24 protein-coding genes are annotated in these 26,765 nt (G+C 39.4%); 12 read left to right on the top strand and 12 right to left on the bottom strand.

Features of this window, described 5'->3' with window-relative positions:
* The first annotated feature begins 25 nt into the window (after nt 1-25).
* Entirely contained in the window at nt 26-1,105 is a 1,080-nt protein-coding gene (gene leuB / locus MKL38_RS08960) for a 3-isopropylmalate dehydrogenase (RefSeq protein WP_270903087.1), read from the top strand.
* Between the two features lie 52 nt (nt 1,106-1,157).
* Here leuB and MKL38_RS08955 read toward each other — a convergent pair whose 3' ends face one another.
* Nucleotides 1,158-1,574, bottom strand: coding sequence for a hypothetical protein (locus MKL38_RS08955; protein WP_270903086.1), 417 nt, complete (start codon nt 1,572-1,574; stop codon nt 1,158-1,160).
* A gap of 173 nt (nt 1,575-1,747) precedes the next feature.
* Here MKL38_RS08955 and MKL38_RS08950 point away from each other — a divergent pair, with 173 nt between their 5' ends.
* Complete coding sequence (locus MKL38_RS08950; RefSeq protein WP_004640989.1) at nt 1,748-2,119, top strand: lysozyme inhibitor LprI family protein; 372 nt, start codon at nt 1,748-1,750, stop codon at nt 2,117-2,119.
* Between the two features lie 51 nt (nt 2,120-2,170).
* On the opposite strand, the gene infA is transcribed toward MKL38_RS08950, so the two are convergent.
* On the bottom strand, nt 2,171-2,392 hold the full coding sequence (infA, locus tag MKL38_RS08945) for a translation initiation factor IF-1 (RefSeq protein WP_001284370.1): 222 nt from the start codon (nt 2,390-2,392) through the stop codon (nt 2,171-2,173).
* A 263-nt stretch (nt 2,393-2,655) separates the two neighbouring features.
* Between infA and MKL38_RS08940 the strand changes: the two genes are divergently transcribed.
* Nucleotides 2,656-3,666, top strand: a complete 1,011-nt coding sequence (locus tag MKL38_RS08940) for an AraC family transcriptional regulator (protein WP_005037036.1) — start codon at nt 2,656-2,658, stop codon at nt 3,664-3,666.
* A gap of 26 nt (nt 3,667-3,692) precedes the next feature.
* Here MKL38_RS08940 and truA read toward each other — a convergent pair whose 3' ends face one another.
* The 5 genes from truA to asd all read right to left on the bottom strand — a co-directional run bounded on the left by truA (nt 3,693) and on the right by asd (nt 9,464).
* Nucleotides 3,693-4,490 (bottom strand): tRNA pseudouridine(38-40) synthase TruA, encoded by a 798-nt coding sequence (gene truA, locus MKL38_RS08935; RefSeq protein WP_004640993.1) that lies wholly within the window; start codon nt 4,488-4,490, stop codon nt 3,693-3,695.
* A gap of 14 nt (nt 4,491-4,504) precedes the next feature.
* Nucleotides 4,505-5,476, bottom strand: coding sequence for an asparaginase (locus MKL38_RS08930; protein WP_270903085.1), 972 nt, complete (start codon nt 5,474-5,476; stop codon nt 4,505-4,507).
* Nucleotides 5,477-5,531: 55 nt separating this feature from the next.
* Nucleotides 5,532-6,785 carry a hypothetical protein gene (locus MKL38_RS08925; protein ID WP_270903084.1) on the bottom strand — a complete coding sequence of 418 codons (1,254 nt, stop codon included), beginning with the start codon at nt 6,783-6,785 and terminating at the stop codon, nt 5,532-5,534.
* A 59-nt stretch (nt 6,786-6,844) separates the two neighbouring features.
* Complete coding sequence (locus MKL38_RS08920) at nt 6,845-8,197, bottom strand: type IV pilus assembly protein FimV (RefSeq protein WP_270903083.1); 1,353 nt, start codon at nt 8,195-8,197, stop codon at nt 6,845-6,847.
* 148 nt (nt 8,198-8,345) lie between these two features.
* On the bottom strand, nt 8,346-9,464 hold the full coding sequence (gene asd, locus MKL38_RS08915) for an aspartate-semialdehyde dehydrogenase (RefSeq protein WP_003654731.1): 1,119 nt from the start codon (nt 9,462-9,464) through the stop codon (nt 8,346-8,348).
* Nucleotides 9,465-9,651: 187 nt separating this feature from the next.
* Here asd and MKL38_RS08910 point away from each other — a divergent pair, with 187 nt between their 5' ends.
* Nucleotides 9,652-10,773, top strand: coding sequence for an endonuclease/exonuclease/phosphatase family protein (locus MKL38_RS08910; RefSeq protein WP_270903082.1), 1,122 nt, complete (start codon nt 9,652-9,654; stop codon nt 10,771-10,773).
* Between the two features lie 688 nt (nt 10,774-11,461).
* Nucleotides 11,462-12,748, top strand: a complete 1,287-nt coding sequence (gene gltP, locus MKL38_RS08905) for a glutamate/aspartate:proton symporter GltP (RefSeq protein ID WP_003654734.1) — start codon at nt 11,462-11,464, stop codon at nt 12,746-12,748.
* A gap of 53 nt (nt 12,749-12,801) precedes the next feature.
* On the opposite strand, the gene MKL38_RS08900 is transcribed toward gltP, so the two are convergent.
* From MKL38_RS08900 to MKL38_RS08885, 4 genes are all read right to left on the bottom strand, one after another.
* On the bottom strand, nt 12,802-13,902 hold the full coding sequence (locus tag MKL38_RS08900) for a glycosyltransferase family 4 protein (protein ID WP_270903081.1): 1,101 nt from the start codon (nt 13,900-13,902) through the stop codon (nt 12,802-12,804).
* A 234-nt stretch (nt 13,903-14,136) separates the two neighbouring features.
* Complete coding sequence (gene lpxL / locus MKL38_RS08895; protein WP_270903080.1) at nt 14,137-15,072, bottom strand: LpxL/LpxP family Kdo(2)-lipid IV(A) lauroyl/palmitoleoyl acyltransferase; 936 nt, start codon at nt 15,070-15,072, stop codon at nt 14,137-14,139.
* 116 nt (nt 15,073-15,188) lie between these two features.
* On the bottom strand, nt 15,189-15,821 hold the full coding sequence (locus MKL38_RS08890) for a LysE family translocator (protein WP_017388434.1): 633 nt from the start codon (nt 15,819-15,821) through the stop codon (nt 15,189-15,191).
* A gap of 235 nt (nt 15,822-16,056) precedes the next feature.
* The gene (locus MKL38_RS08885) at nt 16,057-17,967 is read right to left on the bottom strand and encodes an ATP-binding cassette domain-containing protein (RefSeq protein WP_005037014.1); all 1,911 of its coding nucleotides are present in this window, start codon (nt 17,965-17,967) and stop codon (nt 16,057-16,059) included.
* A gap of 32 nt (nt 17,968-17,999) precedes the next feature.
* On the opposite strand from MKL38_RS08885, the gene MKL38_RS08880 reads away from it, so the two are divergent.
* On the top strand, nt 18,000-18,245 hold the full coding sequence (locus tag MKL38_RS08880; RefSeq protein WP_151743523.1) for a SlyX family protein: 246 nt from the start codon (nt 18,000-18,002) through the stop codon (nt 18,243-18,245).
* A 55-nt stretch (nt 18,246-18,300) separates the two neighbouring features.
* Here the strand turns inward: MKL38_RS08880 and MKL38_RS08875 are convergent, their stop codons facing one another.
* Nucleotides 18,301-19,311, bottom strand: a complete 1,011-nt coding sequence (locus MKL38_RS08875) for a zinc-binding alcohol dehydrogenase family protein (protein WP_270903079.1) — start codon at nt 19,309-19,311, stop codon at nt 18,301-18,303.
* Nucleotides 19,312-19,410: 99 nt separating this feature from the next.
* Between MKL38_RS08875 and MKL38_RS08870 the strand changes: the two genes are divergently transcribed.
* The 6 genes from MKL38_RS08870 (at nt 19,411) to MKL38_RS08845 (ending at nt 26,709) form a co-directional block, all read left to right on the top strand.
* Complete coding sequence (locus MKL38_RS08870; protein ID WP_017391321.1) at nt 19,411-19,788, top strand: winged helix-turn-helix transcriptional regulator; 378 nt, start codon at nt 19,411-19,413, stop codon at nt 19,786-19,788.
* Between the two features lie 148 nt (nt 19,789-19,936).
* Entirely contained in the window at nt 19,937-20,386 is a 450-nt protein-coding gene (locus tag MKL38_RS08865; protein WP_017391320.1) for a hypothetical protein, read from the top strand.
* Nucleotides 20,387-20,421: 35 nt separating this feature from the next.
* Nucleotides 20,422-23,058: a type I DNA topoisomerase gene (gene topA / locus MKL38_RS08860; protein ID WP_270903078.1), complete on the top strand. Its 2,637-nt coding sequence runs from the start codon at nt 20,422-20,424 to the stop codon at nt 23,056-23,058.
* A gap of 88 nt (nt 23,059-23,146) precedes the next feature.
* Complete coding sequence (locus MKL38_RS08855; RefSeq protein ID WP_270903077.1) at nt 23,147-23,905, top strand: hypothetical protein; 759 nt, start codon at nt 23,147-23,149, stop codon at nt 23,903-23,905.
* Between the two features lie 138 nt (nt 23,906-24,043).
* On the top strand, nt 24,044-24,616 hold the full coding sequence (locus MKL38_RS08850; protein ID WP_270903147.1) for an HdeD family acid-resistance protein: 573 nt from the start codon (nt 24,044-24,046) through the stop codon (nt 24,614-24,616).
* Between the two features lie 113 nt (nt 24,617-24,729).
* Complete coding sequence (locus MKL38_RS08845; protein WP_270903076.1) at nt 24,730-26,709, top strand: ATP-dependent helicase; 1,980 nt, start codon at nt 24,730-24,732, stop codon at nt 26,707-26,709.
* Nucleotides 26,710-26,765 lie beyond the last annotated feature (56 nt).

Below are 26,765 nucleotides of genomic sequence, written 5' to 3'. Positions count from 1 at the left end.
GTTTTTTGGAAAATGGAAAAAGTTCATGTCTAAACAGATTTTAATTTTAGCTGGTGATGGTATTGGTCCTGAAATTGTTGGGGCAGCAGAAAAAGTATTAAATACAGTAAATGAAAAATTTAATTTATCGTTGACTTGGGAACATGGCCTATTGGGTGGTGCGGCAATTGATGCACATGGCGAACCGTATCCAGCTGTAACGAGCGAACAGGCAAAAAAAGCTGATGCAATTTTACTGGGTGCAGTAGGCGGACCAAAATGGGATGCGATCGAGCGTTCTATCCGTCCTGAACGCGGTCTTTTAAAAATTCGTAGTGAACTCAACTTGTTTGCTAACTTACGCCCAGCGATTTTATATCCGCAATTGGCAGATGCTTCTAGCTTAAAACCTGAAATTGTTGCTGGTTTAGATATTCTGATTGTTCGTGAGCTTACTGGCGGTATCTATTTCGGTCAGCCACGTGGTATTCGTGAACTCGAAAACGGTGAAAAACAAGGCTATAACACAGACGTTTATTCTGAAAGTGAAATTAAGCGCATTGCAAAAGTTGCTTTTGAACTTGCAGGTTTACGTGGTGGTAAAGTCTGTTCAGTCGATAAAGCGAACGTTTTAGAAGTAACAGAACTTTGGAAGCAAACAGTTACTGATTTGCAGCAAGCGAGTTATTCAAACATTCAGCTTTCACATATGTATGTAGATAATGCTGCAATGCAGCTTGTACGTGCGCCAAAACAGTTTGACGTGATCGTAACAGGTAACTTGTTTGGCGATATCTTATCTGATGAAGCTGCAATGCTTACAGGCTCAATCGGCATGTTGCCATCAGCTTCTTTAGATGAAAATGGCAAAGGTATGTATGAACCTTGTCATGGTTCTGCACCTGACATTGCTGGCCAAAATGTGGCGAACCCATTAGCGACAATTCTTTCTGTTGCAATGATGCTTCGTTATACATTCCGTGAAGAAGTTGCTGCAAAAGCAATTGAAGATGCTGTAGGTCAAGTACTTGATCAAGGCTTACGTACAGCAGATATTATGTCTGAAGGTATGACAAAAGTGGGTACAGCCGAGATGGGTGAGGCAGTTGTAGCTGCTCTTGCTTAAAAGCTTCTTATAAAAAACGCAGCTCAACGCTGCGTTTTTTTATGCCTATGTTTTAGCAGGCTTTACCTTCATATTGAACATATTGAATAGATTCGGCAATATCATTTTTAAGCTGAAAAATAACTTTGCAGTTGAAATTCACATCGTAAGAATTGCCACCCAGATTACCTGACTGTATAGCGACAGAATTACCTCTCATATCGACATTAGTCACCATCGGGATTGGGATGTTTAATGGACGTAAAATCGTATAAATGAGTTGATTAGGTGTTTTCTGTGGAGCATTAGCGACTTGAAAACCAAGACTACGTAGATTGATGTCCTGTCGAATAGTTGCAGAAGATTTACCTAGAAAGCTCTTTAAATACTCTTGTAAATCTATAGATTGGCGTGGATGGCTAGTACAACCGTTCACATTCATTATGATCAAACAAAATAGGCCAATTTTACATCGGGTATCTATATTCATTTTTATCTCAATAAAAAATTATATTTATTATTAAAGAACAATAGGTTGGATTTGAATACTTGTAAAGTAAAAAAGGAAGATTATGATAAATGAAAGGTGAACTTACCTTTAGACTTATCCTTACATTCAAACCGTTCTAATAATAATTTTGTAGAAAACGAAGGGAAAATACGATGAGAAAAATTGCTTTTGCATTTTTATGCAGTTTAGGAATGACTGTCGTCTATGCAGATAACTGTGATAGTGCCCGCAATACTTATGATGATATTTACTGTACAAATAAAATCTATGCGAGTGCTGATGCAGATCTGAATAAGAATTATCAAGCATTGCGAGTAAAGTTAAATACCGCGCAAAAAAATATTCTTAAGAAATCTCAGCTTGCATGGATACGTCAACGTGATGCTGAGTGTACAGATTCAAATAGAAATAGTGTAGACGTGCAATGTCGTTTACAGACAACGCAAGAAAGAAACCATTGGCTGCAAGAAAGATTGCGTGAATGCCAAACGGTGGGATGTAAAACCAGTCGCTTAAGTGAATAAACAACGCAATAAAAAAGCCACATCATGAAGTGGCTTTTTTGCATTCACTAATTAGCGAGCACGGTACGTGATACGACCTTTAGTGAGGTCATATGGAGTCATTTCGACTTTTACACTGTCGCCGGTAAGAATACGAATATAGTGTTTACGCATTTTACCAGAAATGTGTGCAATAACTTCGTGACCGTTTTCAAGACGTACACGGAACATCGTATTAGGAAGCGTTTCGGTGACAACGCCTTCGAACTCAATGAGTTCCTCTTTATTGGCCATAGCCTACCTGATGATCAAATTGGAAAGGCGCAAATTATAGTCAATTTATTTAAAAAAAACAAGATAGACATACTTCTACTCAAGCATCTGGTTAAAGTATGACTAATAAAAAAAGATGTAATTTTTTTCACAAAAGAAGTTTAATTCTGTTGTCAGTTCGGTCAATCAACGCTAATCTAAAATCATAGTTATTAGGGACTGTTAATTGCGTAAAAGTCAACGGCCCTAAATATCAATGAAGTATCTACATGGAAGGGCACTGCGTGGGTCAGCTAACAGATGCATCAGTTGTATTACGCTTTGGCTATCAAGCGATTCGTCGTGCGGGATTGCCAACAGAAGAAATATTAACCAAAGCGGGAGTTGCTTTAAATCAGGTTGATACGAATGCACGTACACCGTTAAGTGCACAGTATGCCTTTTGGACTGCCGCTCAGGAAGTCAGTAAAGATCCAGATATCGGTCTGCATTTAGGCGAGCATTTGCCTTTATATCGTGGTCAGGTCATTGAACATCTATTTATTAGTAGTGATACCTTTGGTGAAGGCCTAAAGCGGGCTTTGGCTTATCAGCGCCTCATTAGTGACGCATTTGATGCAAAACTAGTGATTGAAGAAGGGCGCTGTTATTTAACCAATGGCGAGCAGATCGGTGCTGATAATCTTGTTAATCGGCATTTCTCTGAATGTGCAATTTCGGGCATCCTTAGATTTTTTAAATTTATTACCGAAGGGCAATTTCATCCGATCTTTATCGATTTTAACTTCAGCGAAGGAGCAGCTGAGGATGAATATTTCCGCGTATACGGCTGTCCAGTTAGTTTAGGTCAAAAAGAAACACGTTTATATTTTGATCCCGCTATTCTAGATTTTCAGCTTTGGCAAGCAGAGCCTGAGTTATTGCAATTGCATGAGCAGCTTGCGATTGAAAAACTACAAGAATTAGCGCGTTATGATCTAGTGGGTGAAGTTCGTAGAGCAATTGGTTCAACGCTGGAAAGTGGAGAAACAACCTTGGAAACGGTTGCTGCTCAGTTGAATATTACCCCACGCCGCTTACGCACTCAGCTAAGTGAGGCGAATACCAGTTTTCAGCAAATACTTTCTGACTATCGTTGCCGTTTAGCTAAAAAACTTTTGGCCAATACCAACGAGAGTGTTGAGCGTATTGTGTATTTAACAGGCTTCTCTGAACCGAGTACTTTCTATCGCGCATTCAAACGCTGGACAAATGAGACACCTGTTGAATACCGGAAACGTAAACAGCATCGCTAAATAAGTATATGTAGAGCTGGCTAAGCTTACTCAGGTAAGTTTAGCCAATGTGGTCCAAGTGGTGGCTGTGGCAAATCAAACTGCTCAGGATAATTACACTGAATAAAATAAAGACCATCTGGCGGGGCAGTTACTCCTGCTGCTTTGCGATCTTGTGCAGCAAACATTGCATCGATATGATCAACTTCATACATGCCTTGACCAATTTCGAGTAAACACCCAACAATATTACGCACCATATGGTGTAAAAAACCATCTGCCTGAATATCTAAAACCAAATAGCGTCCATGTTCAAATAAACGGCAATGTTTTACATGTCGAACAGGCTGATTTGATTGGCACGCTGCCGCACGGAAGCTTTCAAAGTTATGAGTACCTTCAAATTTACTAGCTGCTTCAATCATCTTTTTCACATCTAACTGTTGGTAAATGTGAGTAACCTGTTTATGCAATAGTGCAGGGCGATGAGGCGTGTTATATATAATATAGCGGTAACGTCGAGCAGTCGCTTTAAAACGGGCATGAAAACTTTCATCCATCAGTTTAATCCACTGAATGGAAATATCTTTAGGTAGTTGGCTGTTTGCCCCTCTTAACCACCCTGTTTCTGGGCGAATGGCATGCGTATCGAAATGTGCCACCATATTTGTCGCATGTACTCCTGCATCAGTACGACCAGCACCATGAAGTGCTATAGGCTCATTTGCGACTTTGCTAAGCACACGTTCAATAGTTTCTTGTACGCTGGCAACGCCTGGCTGTTGTGTTTGCCAACCTCGATATTGAACTCCGCTAAATTCAATACCGACTGCATAACGTTGCATGGCTTTACCTCTATTTAATGCAAATTTTCGTTCCAATGGCTGAGCCACTGTTCTGGGGTTGAGTATTTTAAATAGATTTGAAGTGCTTTTGCATAGAGATCTGCATGACTATGTGCATCACTAATGACAATTTTTGCAGTTTTCGTCCACTCACTAATTGCATAGCGTTGATCAATGCCACCAAAGGTCACCTGAGTCGTAAGAATCTGAACACAGCCACGTGTATAGAGCTCATCTAATGTTGCTAGTAACTCTTGATTAACCGCTATGTTTCCAGTACCAAAACCTTGCAATACTAAAAATTGAGGTGGGGCTGGCAGTAAATTTCGTAATTGTTGAACGAGCTGAGTGGTTGCAATAGGTTGCATCATCCAATTCAAGATTTGAAAAGATGCTGCACGTTCGATTTGCGTATCTTGCAGAATTAACCCGTTTTGCTGAGGTGTAAATTCAGACTCAGCTTTAAGACCGGAAAAAGCGTCAAGTTCAGTCGTATGTGTCTTTAACACAGTTTGAGCATGAAATACTTGATGATGAAATGCAAGGTAAGCACCCACAGGTAAGCTAATCACCTGTTCTAATGCAAGATATAGATTATCAATTGCATCGGTAAACTCACGGGTATCATTTCCTTGAATATTCAGGAGAGGATATTGACTGCCAGTAATAACCACATGGCAACTCTGGCCTAGAAAACGAGCTAGAGTCGCTGCAGCATAACTGAGAGTATCTGTACCATGAATAACGACGAAGTGCTGATAGCCTTCAAGTTGGAGTTGTTGTATGCGTTGAATAAGACGCAGCCAGTCGGGCGCTGTACAAGCACTGCTATCTACAATATTTGGGGCAGCAAAACAGTCGACCGTTAAGTGAGGTGGTATAACTTTTTCAAGTTGAGGTAAGAATTGGTCATATGGCATAGGCGCTAAAGGTTCACCTACACAGCCAAAAGTACCACCCATATAAAATAAGGCTATTTTTTTCATCTTTTTCAGGCACAAAAGCAGTCATCTTTGACTGCTTATGGTAAAACGATCAGCCTTAAGAAGCTATGCGATTTAGTAGATTTTTCGCGCGTTGTTGTTGCTCTGTGTTGAATTTTTGCTCATTACTTGCCAACAAGGCGTGCGCTGCTGGGTAAGCACCTAACTTGATGTATTGCTCTGCAAGTTGTAAGTCAAGTTCATTTTCATCTAACTGTTTTAATTCTGGAAAAGCCTGAACAAGTGGGTCGTTGTTTTCAAGGCTAAGTTCTGATTCATTTAAATTCGGTTGATTATCTTCAGACTCTATAGGATTTAAAGAAAACTCAAGGGTTTCAACTGATAATGACTGAGTTTGAATATTTTCTTCTAGGACGATTTCTTGAGAGTTATTGCTTTGTGAATCAGACTCTTTGTCTATTGAGAAATTACTAAAATCAAGATCAATGTCTGGTGTAGAGGTTGTATCAACTTTGATTGTTTCAACAGTCAATTCAGAGCTAGGCTCAAGAGACTTTTCTGCTTTATTTGGGATAGACTCTAAATCAAATGAAAACTCTAAAGTATTTAAGTCATTTGTTTCACTGGCTGTTTCAGTGCTAATTTTATCTTCAGGTTTAGCAGAATCGACTTCTGTTGTTTTTTGCTCAAATGAGAAATTAAATTCCAGAGGCTCAACTTCAACAGCAGGTTCTTGCTTTACAGGTGTATAGTCTTTCTGCAAGTCATCAAAAGAAGCTTCAGAAGAACTTGTTGTTAACTGGTCAAACTGAGCTGTTGTGTTTGGTGTATTTTTTGGCTCTTCGTATGTTTGAGCTTGAGGGAAATCGATAGCATCAGGTTGTCTTGATGACTCATATTCTTTTTGTCTAGTTTCAGCTTGAGTCACTATTTCATGTAATGCCAGACTTCGAATATGACTAATCAGTTGTGTTATGGCAAATTCATCTTTCTGCGCAATATGAACTTCAAGCAATAATAAATAAAGCTCATGTTGAGTATTATCTTTTTTTAGCGCCTGATTTACTTGAGCTTCAGCGGCTGAATATTGCTTTTCTTGAATGAGCTGTTTGATTTTTTGACGTACAGCTTCTGGAAGAGGACTGCTTTGTGGAATAGGTGGAAGTGTTTCTTCTACCACATTTACTTTACTTTTTTCACGCGAGTTTTTACTCGATTTAGAGTTTGCTTTTTTATTGGTTTTTTTATTTACCGTTTTAGGGGAGGTGGCCTCTTGCTTCTGGCTATTCTCGCGTTTTTTAAAAATAACAGCGACCACGAGCAATATGATGAATGGAATCACATATAACATTACTTTCCCCTTAAAAAATAAATATTTGCAATATAAAGCGAGCTAACTCTGGTTTTAACTTAATGTTTTTGCTTGTGAGTGTTTTGCTGTGCTTGTAACTGCTGTTGTAACTCTGCCAAACGCGCATTCAAAAGTTGAATACGTTGGTCTTTTAACCTTAAAGTTTGATTTAATTTGGTTACATTCCTTTGTAATGTAACGTTTTTTTCTCTTTTTGTCATAACTTTTACTGCTAACTCAGTATTGTTTTGACTTTGTTGTGTGCTCTTTTTAGCACTTCCATGTGTAGAATTTTGGCTGTTTTCAGCCACGATACTCATTTCTGCTTGTTGCAAACGGTATTTAGCTTTGCCAGAAGGTGATTTTGCAGTATGCGTTATTTCTGTTTTTGATTTATTTTGCTGAGTTTTAGAGACAGGAGTATGGGCGAGTTTTAGAGCGATTCCCTGACGTAAACGGTTTACATCACCTTGGATAAAAGCATGCTGGTTTTGTTTTTGGATATCGTGCATGACTTTCGCAACTGGCTGTTTGGTTTTCGCTGCAATACGATTAGCAATGCTCCATAGAGACTCATTGTGTTGTACTACATATTTACCTGAAGTTACTGGTCCTCTAGACGGACTTAGGGTTTGTTTCTTTGCAGCATTTTGACTGAGCTTTTTGGATGGAACAGATTTCTTTTGTACTGCTAACTTTTTAACTGGTGTTTTTGGCGAATTATTTGCATCTGACTTATTAATAGCAGATGTAATTTGATTTTTTGTTGCTGCCTGATCAGGAATAGTGCTTGTTACAACTTGTTCAGCCGAAGAGTTTTCGCTAAGTGGGGCAGATGAATTTGTATTTATCGCTGGGACAGTCCCAGACTTGATATTCAGGTTTTGTTCACTATTCGAGTTAGTGGTAGCTAGGGCAGGAGCAGATGAAGTATATCGGGTACTTTCCGGTAGATTTAAAGCAATATCTTTTTCATTCACAATAAGCTGAGGCGATAAAGTACTTTCGTTATTTTCGGTCTTTTTCATAGCAGAAGGCTTAATTACAGTTTTAATATGCTGTAAACGCGTTGCAGAACCTTCACTGATTTTCACAACAATATTAAGTTCAGGATCATTAACAGGTCGGGATGAGGTAATGACAATAACCCCAGAGCCTTGACCATTTTGGCGTGTATAAAAATTAAGATTTACCGGAGGTTGATGAGTCACACCCAAAGCACTTAAATCTTCGGGGGTTGCTAAACTGACTTGCAAAGTGGAATTGGGATCAGCTTGCTGGAAGTTCATTTCTGCATATAACAAATCGCCGGGGGCGGACTGAATTTGTATAGGGTCTAATGTAATCGCATAAATAGATGGCGAAGACATAATGGTGAAAATGGCAATTTTTAATTTGTTATAAACAGTCATCTCAATCCATGACCTAATAAGTCGTAAAGTCGTTCAAAATTATACAATAATGAAATGTAAATAAATTGTAAATTTTTCACAAACCAGTTACGAAAAAGCCGATCTAATGTGATCGGCTTTTTGTTTTGACTGAATAATTCAGACCAAATTATGAGCTTTTGTATTCTACTAAGATACGTAACATACGACGTAAAGGTTCAGCAGCACCCCAAAGTAACTGATCACCTACTGTGAATGCACCTAAATATTCTTTACCCATGTTAAGTTTACGCAAACGGCCGACAGGTACAGTTAAGGTACCAGTTACAGCAACAGGTGTAAGGTCAGTCATAGACGCTTCACGAGTGTTTGGTACAACTTTCGCCCATTGGTTTGAAGTACGAATCATATCTTCGATTTCATCAAGCGGGACATCTTTTTTCAACTTGATCGTCAATGCTTGAGAATGACAACGCATCGCTCCAATACGGACACAGTGACCATCGATAGGAACAATTTGTGAATTACCCAAGATCTTGTTGGTTTCAACCTGACCTTTCCATTCTTCTTTTGACTGACCGCTTTCAAGTTGCTTATCAATGTAAGGAATCAACGATCCAGCTAATGGCACGCCAAAGTTAGCAGATGGGAAACCTTCGCCACGTTGTAACTCGGCAACTTGACGATCAATATCCAAAATTGCAGATTTAGGGTCATCTAGTAACGTTTTGGTATTGTTATATAAGTAGCCCATACCAGTAATTAGCTCACGCATGTTTTGTGCGCCAGCGCCTGATGCTGCTTGATAAGTCATAGCAGTCATCCACTCCACCAAATTGTTTTGGAAAAGTGAACCTAAACCCATCAACATAAGCGATACAGTACAGTTACCGCCTACGAAAGTTTTAGTGCCGTTAGCCAAACCATCTTTGATAACGTTAAGGTTTACTGGGTCAAGAACGATGATTGCGTCATCTGACATACGTAAAGTAGAGGCTGCATCAATCCAGTAGCCATTCCAGCCAGTTGCTTTTAACTGTGGGAAAACTTCAGACGTATAGTCACCACCTTGACAGGTAATAATGACATCCATTTGCTTCAGACTATTAATGTCTGTCGCTTCCATAAGTGCTGGGGCAGTCTTACCACCAAATGAAGGAGCTTCACCACCTGCATTACTGGTAGAGAAATAAAATGGCTCAATATGAGCAAAATCATTCTCTTCAACCATACGTTGCATAAGGACGGAACCGACCATCCCGCGCCAACCGACCAGACCTACTTTCATGTCATTTTGCCTCGGTGCGTTAAAATTGTTAGGGGGAGTTGAGTGTATCAAAAGTGTCCACAACTGCAAGCGTTACAGAAACAAAACACCATGTTTATTGAGTAGAATATCTTGTTTATGTTACATACAAAATTGATAAAGATGACAAAAACTTTAAAAAACAAATCATCTTAAAAGAGAAAATTCAATGATTTATATCGAAGTTCTAGCTAGTCTGGTGATTTGGTTAAGTTTCTGGTCACTTATTCCTCGTGATGAGTGGTGGTTTCGCGGAGCCGACTTCCCACGTTTACAGATTCTATTTATTGGTTTATTGGCCTTTGTGGGTATGCTGTTTTGGCCTACCGAATGGAATCTATGGCGTGAAATATTGCTTGCTGCGCTCATTGCTGCCATCGCCTATCAGCTTAAAATGGTTTTACCTTATACCCTATTTTGGAAAAAACAGGTTAAGCAGGTGAGGCGGTCTCAATTAGACCCTCAAAAGCAGATTTCATTGATTGTATCGAATGTTCTAACCCCTAATGATAAATATCATTTACTTCTTGAGCAGATCACTCAATTAAAACCTGATTTATTGCTTACCTTGGAAAGTGACAAGACATGGGAAAATGCTTTAAAAGAAATTGAAGAAGATTATCCTCATCGTGTTCCTGTGCCTTTAGATAACTTATATGGAATGCATTTATATAGTCGCTTACCTCTATCAAATACAGAGGTTAAATTTATTTTGAGTGATGAAATTCCCTCAATTCATACAACTGTGACTTTACGATCCGGCATGCCAGTTCAGCTATATTGTTTGCATCCTAAGCCACCGAGTCCAACCGAGGCGAAAGATTCAACGCTACGTGATGCAGAGCTTTTAATTGTTGGAGATCAGATTAAGGACTTAGATGAAAGCTGTATTGTGATGGGGGATTTAAACGATGTAGCATGGTCACGTACTACTCGGTTATTTCAGCGGATTAGCGGGTTACTTGACCCCCGGGTTGGTCGACATTTCATTAATACCTTCCATGCAGATTATCCATTACTACGTTGGTCTTTAGATCATATTTTTCATAGTACCGATTTTGGTCTGGTGAAGATGCAACGTTTGCCTCATATTGGATCTGATCATTTTCCAGTATATGTTGTTTTACAGACTGGTCGGGTATTTGAACAAATTCAAGAAGAATTGGAACAAACTCAAAACGATGAAGAAGAGGCCCAAAGTGCTATACAAGAAGGAATTGCAAAGGCTGAAAAAGAAGAAAAAATAGTGACTGATGAAATCGTACAGCCTTATAAAGAGAAAAGTATATAAAGATTAAATGTAAGCAATATCGTACAAAGATTTGAGTCTAGGGCGAATAGGCAGAGGGTTACAAAAACCTTATTCTACATTCATCGGCACACGGAAACGGGAATGGACGATCCCACGTAAGGATACACTAAGCTGATATGGAATAGCATCACGGATCAGATGTTGGAACGGAAACGATAAAAATAACGATTAACCTGAAAGCACAACCTCATTTACCCGAGTTTTGCAGGACGCAGAACTCGGGTTAATATTTTATATATACCCTATTTAGTTCATTGCGAATATAAGAAATATTGTTAAGTTAATCTTAATTTAAAAATCTATTTAACTGTAGGTAAGAGTTCATAAGTTCTTTATATATCTGAGCAATTTTAAATGAAAAATAGATAAAAATTTTTTTTTGATAAGTTTTTGTTTTTATAGATTATTGATGAATAAATATAGGCTTTGATCTATTTAGATATAAATTGGGGTTGTTTAATTGGCAAATCTCAATAGAATGTGCCGATCGTTGACATGTTGGATCGTCAACAGGCATTGTTGTTTATTTCGCCGGATCGGCGAGTTGTGATTTGTTTGTGCATTTAAATTTCTGTTTGGAAATTACTGTACATATTGAGGTTTCACTCTTAGTTAGTGGTCTTCTCCCTCTCATATTTGATACTTTGCGGTGCATAAGGATTGTCTTATGAAGAATTTTAAATTTAGCCTTGCTTGGCAAATTTTAATTGCTTTAGTCCTAGGGATAGTTGTAGGGGCTGTTTTACATAACCAGCCTGAAATCAAAGATAGTATTGTGAATAATGTTCTTACGCCAATGGGTAAGATCTTTATTAGCCTGATTAAAATGATTGTTATTCCAATCGTTTTCTCTACCTTAATTTTAGGTATTGCAGGTGTTGGCAGTACGAAAAGTTTAGGGCGTCTTGGTTTTAAAACCATTCTCTATTTTGAAATTATTACCACGATTGCCATTTTAGTTGGTTTGGTTGCGGCAAATATCTTCCATCCTGGTTCAGGCATTGATATGTCTCAACTGGTTCAAACCGATATTTCTCAATATAAGAGTACAGCTCAAGAAGTTGGTTCTCAATCGCATGGTTTGGTACAGACAGTTTTGTCAATGATTCCAACCAATATTATTAACTCGATGGCACATGGCGAAATGTTGCCAGTGATTTTCTTCGCCGTGTTATTTGGTATTGGTTTATCTTCATTGCCAGAGAAGACCAAAGATCCATTGTTAAGCGTATTTCATGCTGTGTCAGAAACAATGTTCCGTGTGACACACATCATTATGAAATATGCACCATTTGGTGTGTTTGGTTTGATCGCTGTAACTGTTGCGAACTTCGGTTTCGCATCATTAATTCCATTAGCTAAATTAGTGGTATTAGTTTACGTAGCTATCTTATTCTTTGCTTTTGTGGTTTTAGGAATCACTGCAAAAATGTTCGGTATCAATATCCTTATTCTAATGAAAATATTGAAAGATGAACTGATCTTAGCTTACTCAACAGCGAGCTCGGAAACTGTTCTACCGCGTATTATGCAAAAAATGGAAGACTACGGTGCACCAAAAGCAATTTCTAGTTTTGTAATTCCAACGGGTTATTCATTTAACCTTGACGGTTCAACACTTTACCAAAGTATTGCAGCTATCTTTATTGCGCAGCTTTATGGTATTGACATGTCAATTGGTCAACAAGTTCTTTTAGTTGTAACCTTAATGATTACTTCTAAAGGTATTGCTGGTGTTCCTGGTGTATCATTCGTGGTGTTATTAGCTACGTTACATACAGTTGGTATTCCACTTGAAGGCTTAGCATTTATTGCTGGTGTTGACCGTATCATGGATATGGCGCGTACCGCATTGAACGTTGTAGGTAATGCACTTGCAGTACTTGTGATTAGTAAATGGGAAAAACAATACGACAGCGAGAAAGCAGCAGCTTATGAGGCAACTTATAAATAATCTGCCTTGTTATTGTAGTAAAAACCCGCGTTGATCGCGGGTTTTTTATGAGGTTATTTCAGTATAGATTCATATAGTGCCAGTGTCTGATCACACATGTCTTTCAAGCTAAACATGGTGACTGGAGCAACGACTTGAGGCTGTTCAATATGCTTTTCCACTGTTTCCAGTAAAGCCTTTTCATTTCCCACTTCAACAAGACCTTGTGGATACACATTAGATAAAATCTCGGCAACACCTCCACGGTTCCATCCGATGACAGGTGTACCGACAGAGAGCGCTTCTAAGGCTGTTCTGCCAAATGTTTCTGCCTGATTGGATAGAGAGAGCACAATATCGCTAAAAGCGAGCCATTCACGTATATCTGAGCGATGTCCTACGAAGGTAATTTTATCTGCGAGACCTTTACTTTGAATGGTGCTTTTCAGCTCACTTAAATAGGCCTGTTTTTTTGTATCAGCACCGCCGACAACAACCGCATGTAGTTGAGGATATTGCGACTGAAGCTGTTGCATCAGTTGAATTAAACTTTCATGGCCCTTTAAACGCGTAATACGGCCAGGCAAGCAAAGTAAAAACTTATTTTCGAGCTCAGGAAAATCATTAAAAACTTGATTAAACCATTGTGCTGGAGGGTGATAGTTATGCGGAAAAGCAGCTGGGTCAATCCCTCGATAAATCCGAACAATATCTTGTGGTGGGCAGTTTTTATAATGGTCAGTAATGTATTTAACCACGCTGTCAGAAACAGCAATGACTTTCTCGGCCTGAGTCATAATCGCGCTATAACGATTGACTGAGTAGAAGCCATGTACCGTGCTAATAAGGTGAGGACGTTTATTTTTAGGTATTTTTCTTAAAGCAAAATGAGTTAACCATGCAGGTACACGAGAGCGTACATGAACAATGTCGGGTTGATGCTGTTCAATAAGCTGGCGTAAAGGCCGAATCTGCCACAAGCTTGAAAGTGACTTTTTATGAATCGGTAGTGTTAAGTGAGTAGAACCTTCAGTTTCGAGCTGTGAGACTAAACGCCCGCCGTTGGATACGACTAATGACTGATGTCCTTGTGCAACAAGCGCACGTGCGATTTCAAGTGTGCCGCGTTCTACGCCACCGCTGTTGAGTTCTGGGAGAAGTTGCATCACTTTCATTATTTTTGCCTTTAGGTAGTAGCAAAGCGAGGTCTTGCAGTTTATTCATTCAATATTTGGAGTTTACTCCTTACTTTTGTTTTGGCAAAAGTAACAAAACCATTTGTTGGACTAACGACACATCCATGATGTCGTAGTCCAACGGGCGACATCCTTGTCGCCTATCGCACGATAGTACATACTGGATATTATTTAGATGTTTATAACTATGATGCGGTAATTACGGAAGATTATTTAATAAATTTCTTCATATCCTTCAGGACGTGTTTTAAAGCGACGGTGGAACCACATATATTGAGTCGGTGCGATTCGAAGTTGATTTTCGATAATTTTATTGACGCGTGTTGCATCATCAACTTCGTCATCACTTGGCATATTGTCGACTGCGGGTTCAATCAGAACATGATATTTGGGGTTCTTAATATCCCCATGACGGTAGAAATATAAAGGCACAGCTACTGCTTTTGAGATTTTTAATAAGCGGCGGTGTGCAGTGACTGTGGCAGCCGGTACACCAAAGAAAGGTGCCATAACACCTTGTTTGAGTCCAAAGTCTTGATCTGGGCTATACCAAATTGCATCGCCATTTTTAAGATGACGAATTAAACCACGCATATCATCATGATCGATTTGTGCTTTATAGATGGTGCCACGGCAACGATAAATAAGCATATCGAGTAATGGATTATTTTGAGGACGATAAACAACATCAGGTTCAAAATATTGAGCACAAAGATAGCCGCCTGCATCAAGAAGCGTGCTATGAGTCCCCAGTAATAAAACACCTTTGCCTTGAGCTTGAGCATCGGTAATGTGTTCTAAACCCTCAATAGTGACTCGGTTTTTAAACCAGCGTGGGTTGTACCATGCATTTAAGGTTTCAAACACGCCAAGCATCATATCGACAAAAACTTGTTGAGCTTGTTGCTGAACTTTATCGGCAGACCATTCTGGAAAGCAGACTTCTAAATTACGAATAGTTGTTTTACGGCGTGATTTTAGATATTTCCAAGCCAGATGAGCTACGCTATGCGCCAGACGCCATTGTATGGCCCATGGTAAAATAGCCAAAAGCATTAAAAAAACAATAGCAATCCAAACACCCCAATATTTAGGCAATAAAAAGGACCATTGAAATTCACCGGGCGTATAAGACTGCTTTTGGCTCATAACGATATAAAGATTTCAAAAAATTAAAACTGGCAAAAGTGTATCACGAACTGAATTTATCGTCGTAATACACTGTTCAATTGAGTGTTAAGAGATTTTGAAATAAGAAGGCTGGATTATCGGCGATTTTCTAAAAGAATTTTAACAGCGAGTCCAGCTAATACAGTTCCCATGAGCCAGCGTTGTATATTTGCCCAAAGAGGCTTTTCTTGTAGAAAAAGTGCAATGCTACCTGCGGAAAGTACAATAAGAGCATTTACTGAAACGCTTACAAAAATTTGAATCGTACCAAGTTGGATTGATTGCCATAAAATACTGCCTTGTTGTGGGTGAATAAACTGTGGCAGTAAAGATAAATACATAATGGCAATTTTAGGATTAAGCAAATTTGTAGCAAAACCCATTAAAAAAAGTTTAGCTGGAGAATCTACTGATAAATCTTTTACATTAAAAATAGGGGAGGCATTTGGGCGTAATGCTTTCCATGCAAGCCAGAGTAAATAAATTGCACCCGCAATACGAATAGTGTCATAGGCATAGGGAACAGCGACAATTAATGCCGTAATACCAAAAGATGCGCAAAGCATGTAAAAGATAAAGCCTACAGCTACCCCACCTAAAGAGATAAATCCTGCTGTTTTCCCTTGGCAAATCGAACGAGAAATAAGGTAAATCATATTGGGACCAGGAGTGAGTACCATCGCCAAACAAATTAGTCCAAATGCCAAAATTTGAGAAAGCTCTAGCATGCGAAAACACTCCAATATTATTATGTTGTTAGGTATAACATAATTATTTTTAGAAGTCTTATATTCAAGCACAAGGCTATTTTTAAAATACTAAAAATAGCGAAGATATAATCCATTATAGGAATGTGATGTAGAAGCTTTGATTTTAAAAAAGCTTATATTCTTAATATAAAAAAGAGCCCCCTTAATTTAAGGAGGCTCTTTTTTTACGTTCTTTTTAGCAAAGTAAAGCTGATTAGTTTCCTTTGCTCATTTGTTCAAGCACGTCCCAACGTTCCAATTTTTCAAGTAATAACTCGTCAATTTCTGTAAGACGTTGGCTTGCTTTTGTTGCTGCATCAGCATCTTTAACAAACCATGAACCATCTGCAAGTTTCTCAGAAAGTTCTGCTTGCTCCTTTTCTAAGTTTTCAATTTCAGCGGGTAGTTGTTCAAGTTCACGCTGATCTTTATAACTAAGTTTGACTTTTTTAGCACTGTTCTGAGCTGCGGCTTTTTCAGCTTCAGCTTTTGCCTGAGCTTTTTTTACATCAGATTTCTGATCTACAACTTTATCATCTGGACGCTGTTGCAAATAGTCTTGATATCCACCGATGTACTCTGCAATGTTACCTTTACCATCAAATACCCACGTCGATGTTACTACGTTATCCATAAACGCACGGTCATGGCTAATGAGAAGCAAAGTGCCTTTGTATTCAGCTAACATTTCTTCAAGTAGCTCAAGGGTTACCATATCCAAGTCATTGGTTGGCTCATCCATTACAATTAGATTGGATGGTTTGAGTAGTAATTTAGCCAGTAAGATACGATTTCGTTCACCACCAGAAAGTGCTTTTACTGGAGTACGTGCGCGTTCAGGGGAAAATAAGAAGTCTTGAAGGTAGCTGTAGATATGACGACGGTTGCCATTCACATCAACGAAGTCAGAGCCTTCTGAAACGTTGGCCATGACTGTTTTTTCGAGGTCTAAGGCATTACGCAACTGGTCAAAATAAGCAACTTCTAACTGTGTGCCTGTTTTAACTGAGCCGCCATGTTCGATTGTACCTAAAATAGCTTTAATTAAGGTTGTTTTACCAACACCGTTATCGCCGACTAAACCAATACGGTCACCGCGCATGACAAGGGCAGAAAAATCTTTGATGAGTAGATTGTCACCATAAGATACGCTTAAATGTTCGATATCGAATACTAATTTACCAGAACGATTTGCATCTTGAGTTGCCATACTCACTTTGCCTTGTTGTGAGCGGCGTGCTTTAGATTCTTCTCGTAAAGCTTTTAGGGCACGAACACGGCCTTCATTACGCGTACGACGTGCCTTAATACCTTGGCGAATCCAAGCCTCTTCTTCAGCTAGCTTTTTATCAAATAAAGCATTCTGTTTTTCTTCGGCTTCCATTTGCTGAGCTTTAAGCTCTAAATAACGTGAATAGTTACCTTCATAAGTGCGTAAAACGCCTCGATCGAGTTCTACAATTCGAGTTGCAATGCTATCCACAAAAGAACGGTCATGCGAGATAAACAGAAGCGTTAAATTATTTTGATCTAGTAAAAATTTTTCTAACCATTCAATACTTTCAACGTCTAAATGGTTCGTTGGTTCGTCTAGAAGTAATACATCTGGTTGCGTCAATAGAGCGCGAGCTAATAAAACACGGCGTTTACGTCCACCAGATAAGTCTGCTAAGTCGGCATTTGGATCGAGACCCATTTTGCTTAAAAGAGCATTTACTTTATTTTCGAGTGCCCAGCCGTCTAGTTGGTCTAGCTTATGCTGAAGGTTACCCATACGGTCACAGGCTTCCATATCTCCTAGCATACAAGCGTCAGTCGCTTCATGATAAGCTCTGAGTACTTCTGCTGCTTCTCCTGCACCATCTGCCACAATGTCGGCTACTTTGCCAGAGTCCATTGGAACGTCTTGGGCTAACATTGAAACAGTTAGACCATTTTGAATGGAAACTTCACCAGAATCTGGTAATAGGCTTCCCTCGATCAGTTTAAGTAAAGTAGACTTACCTTCACCATTACGACCAATTAAACAGACTCGTTCGCCACGCTCTAGATTAAAGTTCGCGCCATCGAGCAAGGCAGGTCCGCCAAAAGCAAGTTGGACATCCCTTAGGGTAATATAGGCCATAATGTTTTCCAGAATCTCAAATGAGGATTTAAATGACTAAACCACCATATCATGATGATCAAGCGTCATTGTCCGCACCCATTGAAGATTTGCAAGTGCGAATTACATTTTTGGATGATTTAGTTGAAGAATTAAATCAACAACTCGCTATTCAGACCCAAGAAATAGCTGATTTAAAAAAACAAATGCAATTTCTTTATCAACGTATGGAATCATCGGATTTATCAGAAGGTATTGCCGCTTTTGACCCATTAACCGATAAACCTCCTCACTATTAATAAAATGGCAAGTTCAATACTTGCCATTTTATTAGGGGATATTTATGAATTTTGCTTAAAAACCATGTAATACGATTTTCCCTTTTGTTGTACCACTTTCAATTTGTTGGTGAGCCAGTTTTAGGTTTTGAGCATTAATTGGGCTTAAAACTTGCGAAAGAGTCGTCTTGATTTTACCTGCGTCAACAAGTTCGGAAACCTCATTGAGTAACTCACTTTGTTTAACCATGTCTTGGGTTTGATACATGGAACGAGTGAACATAAATTCCCAGTGCACTGATACAGACTTAGATTTAAAAGGTTTAATATCTAACTGTGCTGGATCATCAATTAAGCCAAAATGACCTTGTGGTGCAATCAATTCTACGATGTCTGATAAATGTTGATCTGTTTGGGTAGTCGAGAACACATATAAAGGTGCATTTAAACCTAATTGCTTGATTTGTGTTGTTAAAGGTTGACTATGATCTAGTACATAATCAGCACCGAGTTGCTTAACCCACTCTTTAGTTTCTGCTCGTGAGGCTGTTGTAATAATCGTTAGGTTAGTCAGTTGCTTGAGTAGTTGAATTGTGATTGAACCAACACCGCCAGCCCCACCAATCACTAATATGGATGTATTTTCTGGGGCAACTTTTGGGACCTGTAACCGATCAAATAGCATTTCCCATGCCGTGATAGCGGTTAAAGGAAGGGCAGCTGCTTCTCTTGGTTCTAAGGTCTTTGGTTTATGGCCCACAATGCGTTCATCAACCAACTGTAATTCACTATTACTGCCTTGGCGATTGAGTGCACCCGCATACCAAACCACATCTCCGACTTTAAATTGTGAGACTTTGTCTCCAATGGCTTCAACGACACCTACCGCATCCCAACCAAGAGTCTTCCACTGATTATTATCTGCGCTTACATTCTTACGAATTTTTGTGTCTACAGGGTTCACAGAGACCGCTTGGACACGAACAAGTAGATCATGGCCCTCTGTAACAGGTGTATCTAGTTCGACGTCAACGAGTGCCTCTGGTGATGTAATGGGACCTGCTTTTTGATATGCCACAGCTTTCATAATAATAATTCCTCTTGTTGGGAGTTTGATCATAACGTAAGCTTAAAATAAGTGACTACTGACAAATAACGCTCATAGTGTCAAAAAGGATACTGTAAAATGGCAAAAGCACGGCATTCAAGTTTTGATTGCTCTCCAGGTTGTTCAGTTGAGGCAGCTATTAGTTTGATTGACGGAAAGTGGAAATGCGTCATTCTTTGGCATTTGTTTAATGAAGGCACCTTAAGGTTTAATGAAATCCGAAAGCGTGTTCCAAGCATTACCCAAAGAATGCTGACAAATCAGCTACGTGAGTTAGAACAAGACGGGATTATTCATCGAGAAGTTTATCCTCAAGTCCCACCTAAGGTTGAGTACTCTCTAACTGATTTAGGACAAAGCCTAGAGCAAATCTTGTTTGCTTTAAAACTGTGGGGAGATGCCCATCTTGATCGGTTTGGTAAATTGGCATTGGTTGCGAGCGATCAAAACCCTTAAACATATTTAAATAATCTCACGGCAATTTACACCGTGAAATACCGATATTTTGGGTCTTGTGATCTTATCGGGCATTATTTTTATGATGTAACTTGCGTTTTCTGGTCAGCTTATGCAACTCTAATAAAAGAGATTAATAGGTTTTGCTATGGACAATATGGGAATTTGGGTTACCGTTATCATTGTTCTTTTCGTAATAGGCTCCATTTTTGGTTTAAGAGTGAGCCCACGTGAAAAGGCACTTGGTATTATGCGAGATAAAGCCCGTAAAATAGGGTTACATCCGCGTGTAATTGTTGCACCTGAATGGACACATGTCCCAATGGCCACTGAAAAACGTGCCAGCATGGTTGCTTATTATAGTGTATTGATTCCTGATGCCCGTTTATCTTTAATGCGTGCTCGTGTTATAGACGGCAAGTTAAAAGTAATTCAGGGTGATGAGAAATTTAATGATTCTCCCATTGCATTAAAAGGGATTTATGCTATTGATATGCAGGCAAACTGTGTAGGGCTTTATTGGGATGAGGAATCAGACCTAAGAGCGACACAATTAGATGAGATGAAGGCTTATCTGTTGGCCTTGGCTAAAGCCTGATTTTTAAATTTATTGGTATAGGAATAACATTTTATATGGCGAATACCTCGCGCTCTGCATCTCAAAGCACAGCATCTACTGCACCTGCTGCACATAAACGTGCCTTAGTGATTGTGGAGTCGCCTGCCAAAGCGAAAACCATCAATAAATATTTGGGTTCGCAATTCATTGTAAAGTCTTCTGTAGGTCACGTACGTGACTTGCCAACAGGTGGCAGTAAATCAACAGAGAAAAAGCCGGCTGCCCGGACTAAACTCACCGAAGCCGAAAAAGAACAAAAAGCTAGTCAGGCTTTAGTTAATCGTATGGGGGTTGATCCTGAACATGGTTGGGAAGCTCATTACGAAGTTCTGCCAGGTAAAGAAAATGTTGTAGCTGAACTCAAAAAACTCGCCAAAGATGCCGATGCAATCTATCTCGCAACGGACTTGGATAGAGAAGGGGAAGCTATTGCTTGGCACCTAAGAGAAGTGATTGGTGGCGATGACAGCCGTTATCACCGCGTGGTATTTAACGAAATTACTAAAAATGCCATTCAAGAAGCATTTAAACAGCCAACACGTCTAGATCTAAATCGTGTGAATGCTCAGCAAGCACGCCGTTTCTTAGACCGCGTAGTAGGCTTTATGGTTTCGCCATTACTTTGGGAAAAAATTGCCCGTGGTTTATCTGCCGGACGTGTGCAGTCAGTAGCAGTGAAACTGGTTGTAGAGCGTGAGCGTGAAATCCGTGCGTTTATTCCAGAAGAATATTGGCAAGTTTTTGCAGATACTCAAGCTAAAAAAGATGATATTCGTCTTGAAGCATTTAGACAGGCTGGTAAAACCCTTAAACTGAAAAATAAAGCTGAAACTGATGCTTTATTAGATGTTCTAAAAGGTGCTGAATATAAAGTTGCGCAGCGTGAAGATAAACCGACTAAGGTCAATCCAAGTGCACCTTATATCACCTCAACGTTACAGCAAGCTGCAAGTACGCGTTTAGGCTTTTCTGTAAAGAAAACCATGATGCTGGCACAGCGCTTGTATGAGGCAGGTTTTATTACCTACATGCGTACTGACTCAACTTTCTTGAGTGATGATGCAGTAAGCATGGTACGTGCACATATTGAAAGCCAATATGGTGAAAAATATATACCTGCAAAGCCAAACCGCTATGGTAACAAAGCGGGTGCTCAAGAAGCCCATGAAGCGATCCGTCCGTCAAATGTTGCACTTACTGGCGATCAACTTGTGGGTGTAGAACGTGATGCTCAACGTCTATATGATTTGATCTGGCGTCAATTTGTTGCGTGTCAAATGACACCAGCAGAATATTTATCTTCTACTTTGATTGTTGAAGCAGCGAATGTTGAGTTAAAGGCGAAAGGCCGTACGCTTGTCTTTGAAGGCTTCACTAAAGTACGTGGTGCGAATAAGTCAGATGACGATATTATTTTACCTGCAATTAAAGTAGGCGAAATTTTAAAATTAGAAAAGTTAGATCCAAGTCAGCACTTTACTAAACCACCTGCACGTTTTACTGAAGCATCTTTAGTTAAAGAGCTTGAAAAACGTAGTATTGGCCGTCCTTCGACCTATGCAGCTATTATTTCTACCATTCAGGAACGTGGTTACGTTAAGTTAGAAAACCGTCGTCTTTTCGCTGAAAAAATGGGTGAAATTGTGACGGATCGTCTGGATGAAAGTTTTAATAACCTGATGAATTATGCCTTTACGGCAGACCTCGAAGGTCAGCTTGATAAAGTTGCAACAGGCGAGCGTAATTGGAAAGAGTTGCTAGACACTTTCTATGGCGACTTTAAAAAACGTTTAACGAATGCTCAGGGCGAGCAGGGAATGCGCCGTAACCAACCGGTTGAAGTACCTGCAGTACATTGCCCTGAATGCTCACGTCCAATGCAGATTCGTACGGGTACAACTGGTGTATTCTTGGGATGTTCTGGCTATAACCTACCGCCTAAAGAACGTTGTAAAGGTACACTGAACTTAACACCTGTTGAGTCGTTAGCTGCTCTATCTGATGATGATGGTGCAGAAACAGCAGACTTGATGTCAAAGCATCGCTGTGAGAAATGTGGCACAGCCATGGACAGCTATGTGATTGATGGTGGTCGTAAGTTGCATGTGTGTGGTAACAACCCAGACTGTGATGGTTTTGAGCTTGAAGAAGGTGAGTTCAAGATCAAGGGTTATGATGGCCCAACGATCCCATGTGATAAATGTGATGGTGAAATGCAGCTTAAGACGGGACGTTTTGGTCCATATTTCGCTTGTACCAGCTGTGACAATACACGTAAAGTCTTGAAGAGTGGTCAACCTGCACCTCCACGTGTAGAGCCAATCAAGATGGAGCACCTACGTTCAACGAAACATGATGACTTCTTTGTGTTACGTGATGGCGCAGCAGGTTTATTCTTGGCAGCGAGTAAATTCCCGAAAATTCGTGAAACACGTGCGCCAAAAGTTGCAGAGTTACGTAGTGTGGCAGCTCAACTTGATCCAAAATATCAATTTATTTTACAAGCACCAGATGTAGACCCAGAAGGTAATCCAGCAGTTGTGAAATTCAGTCGTAAGAATCAATCACAATATGTAGGCTCGGAAACACCAGAGGGTAAACAAACCAAATGGAGCCTGATTTATCAAGATGGTAAATGGGTTGAGGGTTAAACAAGCCCACTATAAAAAATGCTAGCTCAGCTAGCATTTTTTATATCTAAAACAATAAAAGAAAATTTTAATTTTATGGGGAATAAGAATGTGGAAAAACATTCGGGTCTTATGCTTATTAATTATTTTGTTGATTGTTGCTGTTCAGGCATGGCGAGATCAGAATCAAGATTGGAATCACACAGTTGTAGTCGTTCTACATCCAGTGAATGCTGATGGTTTACAGACAACACAGACCTATACTCATCAGTTGAAAAACGAAGATTTTTGGGCAATTAAAAACTATCTAGATGAATGGTCACAGCATTATCGTGGGCAAACAGGAAACTTTGTAATTCGCTTAGGACAACAGTTACAGCAACGACCACCAGAGGTTCCTGAAAATGCCAATATCTTACATGTTATGTGGTGGAGTCTAAAGTTTCGTTTTTATGCATGGCGCCAACAACAACCTGAAGATAGTGGAGCCTCACTCAAACTTTACTTAAATTATTATGATCCGAATTATCAGAAAGTCTTGATCCATTCGACTGCTTTAGAAAAAGGTCGTATTGGTAGTGTGAATTTATTTGCGACCAAAACACAAGCTTCACAAAATCAAGTCGTCATCGTTCATGAGCTTTTACATGGCTTTGGAGCACAGGACAAATATGATTTAAAAACAGGACAGCCGATTTATCCTCTAGGTTATGCTCAACCAGAAAAAATTCCTCTTTATCCGCAAACTCAAGCTGAAATTATGGGAGGTCATACTGTCTTATCTGAGCAGAGTAGTAAAATGCCTAATAATTTACAAGAAACGATCATAGGTTTACCTACTGCCCGAGAAATTGGCTGGGTGAAATAAAACTGTGGATAAATACTGCTTTATCCACATCAATAATTGTTAAAAAACGATGCAGATTTTATACAGACAAAAAGTGTGAAGTACATCACTATTGTTGGGTAGATGAAATTCTAATACCTGATAATAAGAGTAGCCATGATGAAAACTGTAGGTAATGATTTGGTACGTAATCAGTTACATGCTGACCGTAAATGGTATTTGATATTAGGCTTTGTGCTTATTGGTTTTGGTCTGATTTTATTTAGTTCATTGCCATTTGCGACTTTTTCTGTCGTTTTTTTATTTGGAATACTCATGATGGTCGGCGGTGTCTTGCATCTTGTCGCAGCGATGAGTGTTTTTAAAGGTGCAAGCCGATGGTTATGGGCACTGTTTGGTGTGCTTTATCTCATGGCAGGCTATTACGCTTTTTCTACTCCAGTCACTACAGCTGTGGTTTTGACAAGTCTATTATCAATAGCGCTTATCATTGCTGGTGCTATACGTACTATAAATGCAATTTTACTTAAGCCCATTACAGGGTGGGGCTGGACCTTGTTTTCGGGACTGCTCACCTTATTTACTGGTATTTTAATTTTGGTTTCTAAAGATTCACCTTTTTGGGTGCTGGGAATGTTCCTTGCTATTGATATCTTATTTCAGGGAATTAACTTCCTTGGTTTAGCTTCAGCCATCAAACATCTTCCATCTAGTTCAAAAACAGTATCTTAAAAATAATATCGACTCAAAGAGCACTTTAAGTGCTCTTTTTGTTTTTAGGACAGGCAGACCCATCTTTGCTGGGCTCTGTTAAACTATGCCTTGGTGTGTTAGCGATATGTGTTATGAGTCTTGCAAAATTAATTAATGAACTAAATGCTCAGCAAAAAAAAGCAGCAACAACGTCTGCGCAGAACTGTTTAGTTTTGGCGGGTGCTGGTTGTGGCAAGACTAAAACGATTGTTGCTCGTGCTGCCTATTTAATTGATCAAGGCTTACCAGCGAACCAAATTCAGATTTTAACTTTTACTCGACGTGCTGCGAGTGAAATTGTTGCAAGAGTAGAACAACATGTGGGAGCACAGGCAAAGGGTCTGAGAGCTTCAACTTTTCATACTTTTTGTATGTATTTACTGCGCCGTAATCCACAAGCTTTTGGGTTAAATCAATTTAGTATTATTGATCGTGATGATCAGTTGCTCATGTTTCGCTTATTAAGAGGCAAAGATAAAGATAACGTCTTGCCTAAAGCCGCAGAGCTGTGTGATTTATATTCATATGCAAGAAATACTCAAACAAAGCTTTCTGAAGCATTAATCAAACAGCTTCCAGAAGCCTATGAGCATAAGACTCAAATTGCAGATTTAATGAAAACCTATGAGCAGCGAAAAAGAGAGCGTAATTTTTTAGATTACGATGATATTCTCTCAATTGTAGCTGTCCATTTACAAAATTCTGAAGCACTCACCAACTGGGTTGCAGGTTTTTGTCAGGCACTGCTGGTTGATGAAATGCAGGATACCAATCCTTTGCAGTGGGCTTTATTACAACCATTGATTGGCAAAGTGAAGCTGTTTTGTGTTGGAGATGATGCCCAGTCGATTTATGGTTTTCGCGGTGCTGACTTTGAAAATATCCATTCTTTTAAAGAGCGGATACCTGACGCAGTTATTCATACACTGGATTTAAATTACCGCTCGACTCAAGAAATTTTAGATTTATCAAACTGGTTATTAGCAAATAGCCCAATTGATTATCAAAAACAGCTGCAAGCTCATCGTGGTCAAGGCCAAAAGCCTCAGCTACACCTATTTGGTAATGAGTATGAAGAAGCAAACTGGATTGCACAGGATTTAATAACGCGACATCAGCAAGGTGCAAGCTGGCACGACCATATGATTTTAGTGCGTTCTGGCTATAGTGCACGATATCTGGAAGGGGCTTTTATTGCTGCTGAACTACCTTACCGTTTTATTGGTGGTGTAAAACTTCTTGAGTCGGCCCATGTAAAAGACGTGCTTAGCCTGCTACGTATTGTGAGTAATCCTCACGATGATTTGGCATGGATGCGTTTCTTAACTTTGTGGGATGGTATTGGTGATGTTGGAGCAAGTAAGCTCGCTCAAGAGCTGATGGGAATTGCTGATGTTGAGGAGCGCTGCAATCGTCTAGAACGTCATGGCAAAGTTCCTTTACAAGCGATTCTAATTTTAAAACAGCTAGATGTATTACAACAGCATGTTGAAGCAAGTATTGGCTTAGCACTTGATGCTTTAGGTGAACAACTCGAGCAAAATTATAAAACTAAAGATTGGTCACGCCGGTTAAAAGATTTTGATTTGGTCAAACAACTTGCACGTAAACATGCATCTTTAGGTGAGTTTCTTGAAGAATATGTGCTTGAACCTATTTCAGTTTCTGAAATTGAAAAAGCAGCTGATCAGGATTTAGTCACTTTAATTACGATCCATTCAGCTAAAGGTGCTGAACAGAAAGTCTGCTATGTACCTCATGTATCGCCAAATCAATATCCTTATGCAAGGGCACAGGGCGATTTTGATGATGTCGAAGAAGAACGCCGCGTATTGTATGTTGCATTAACACGTGCAGAAAATGAATTAATTTTGACTAAGCAAAACCTCAATACATGGTCAGAAGATAATTATGACGAACAAGGTCGTAAAATCGAAAGTTATTTCCTAAATGATCTCCCTGCACATTTGGTTCAGGCAAAGATTCATAGGCAAGTACCTCAGCCATTTGCTAAAAAGCAATGGAACCGTTCACCTGCAGTAAATTTAGGTTTTGGTATCGATCTGGATTAAACTACTGTATAAGACACTGTGATTACTTAAATATATTGGCTGCTCCCTTTTATTGC

It is taken from the genome of Acinetobacter sp. AOR14_HL (assembly GCF_027855175.1).
Lineage (GTDB): Bacteria > Pseudomonadota > Gammaproteobacteria > Pseudomonadales > Moraxellaceae > Acinetobacter > Acinetobacter calcoaceticus.
Note: the sequence above shows the minus strand (reverse complement) of the source record. Positions and strands in the feature narration are given on the sequence as shown.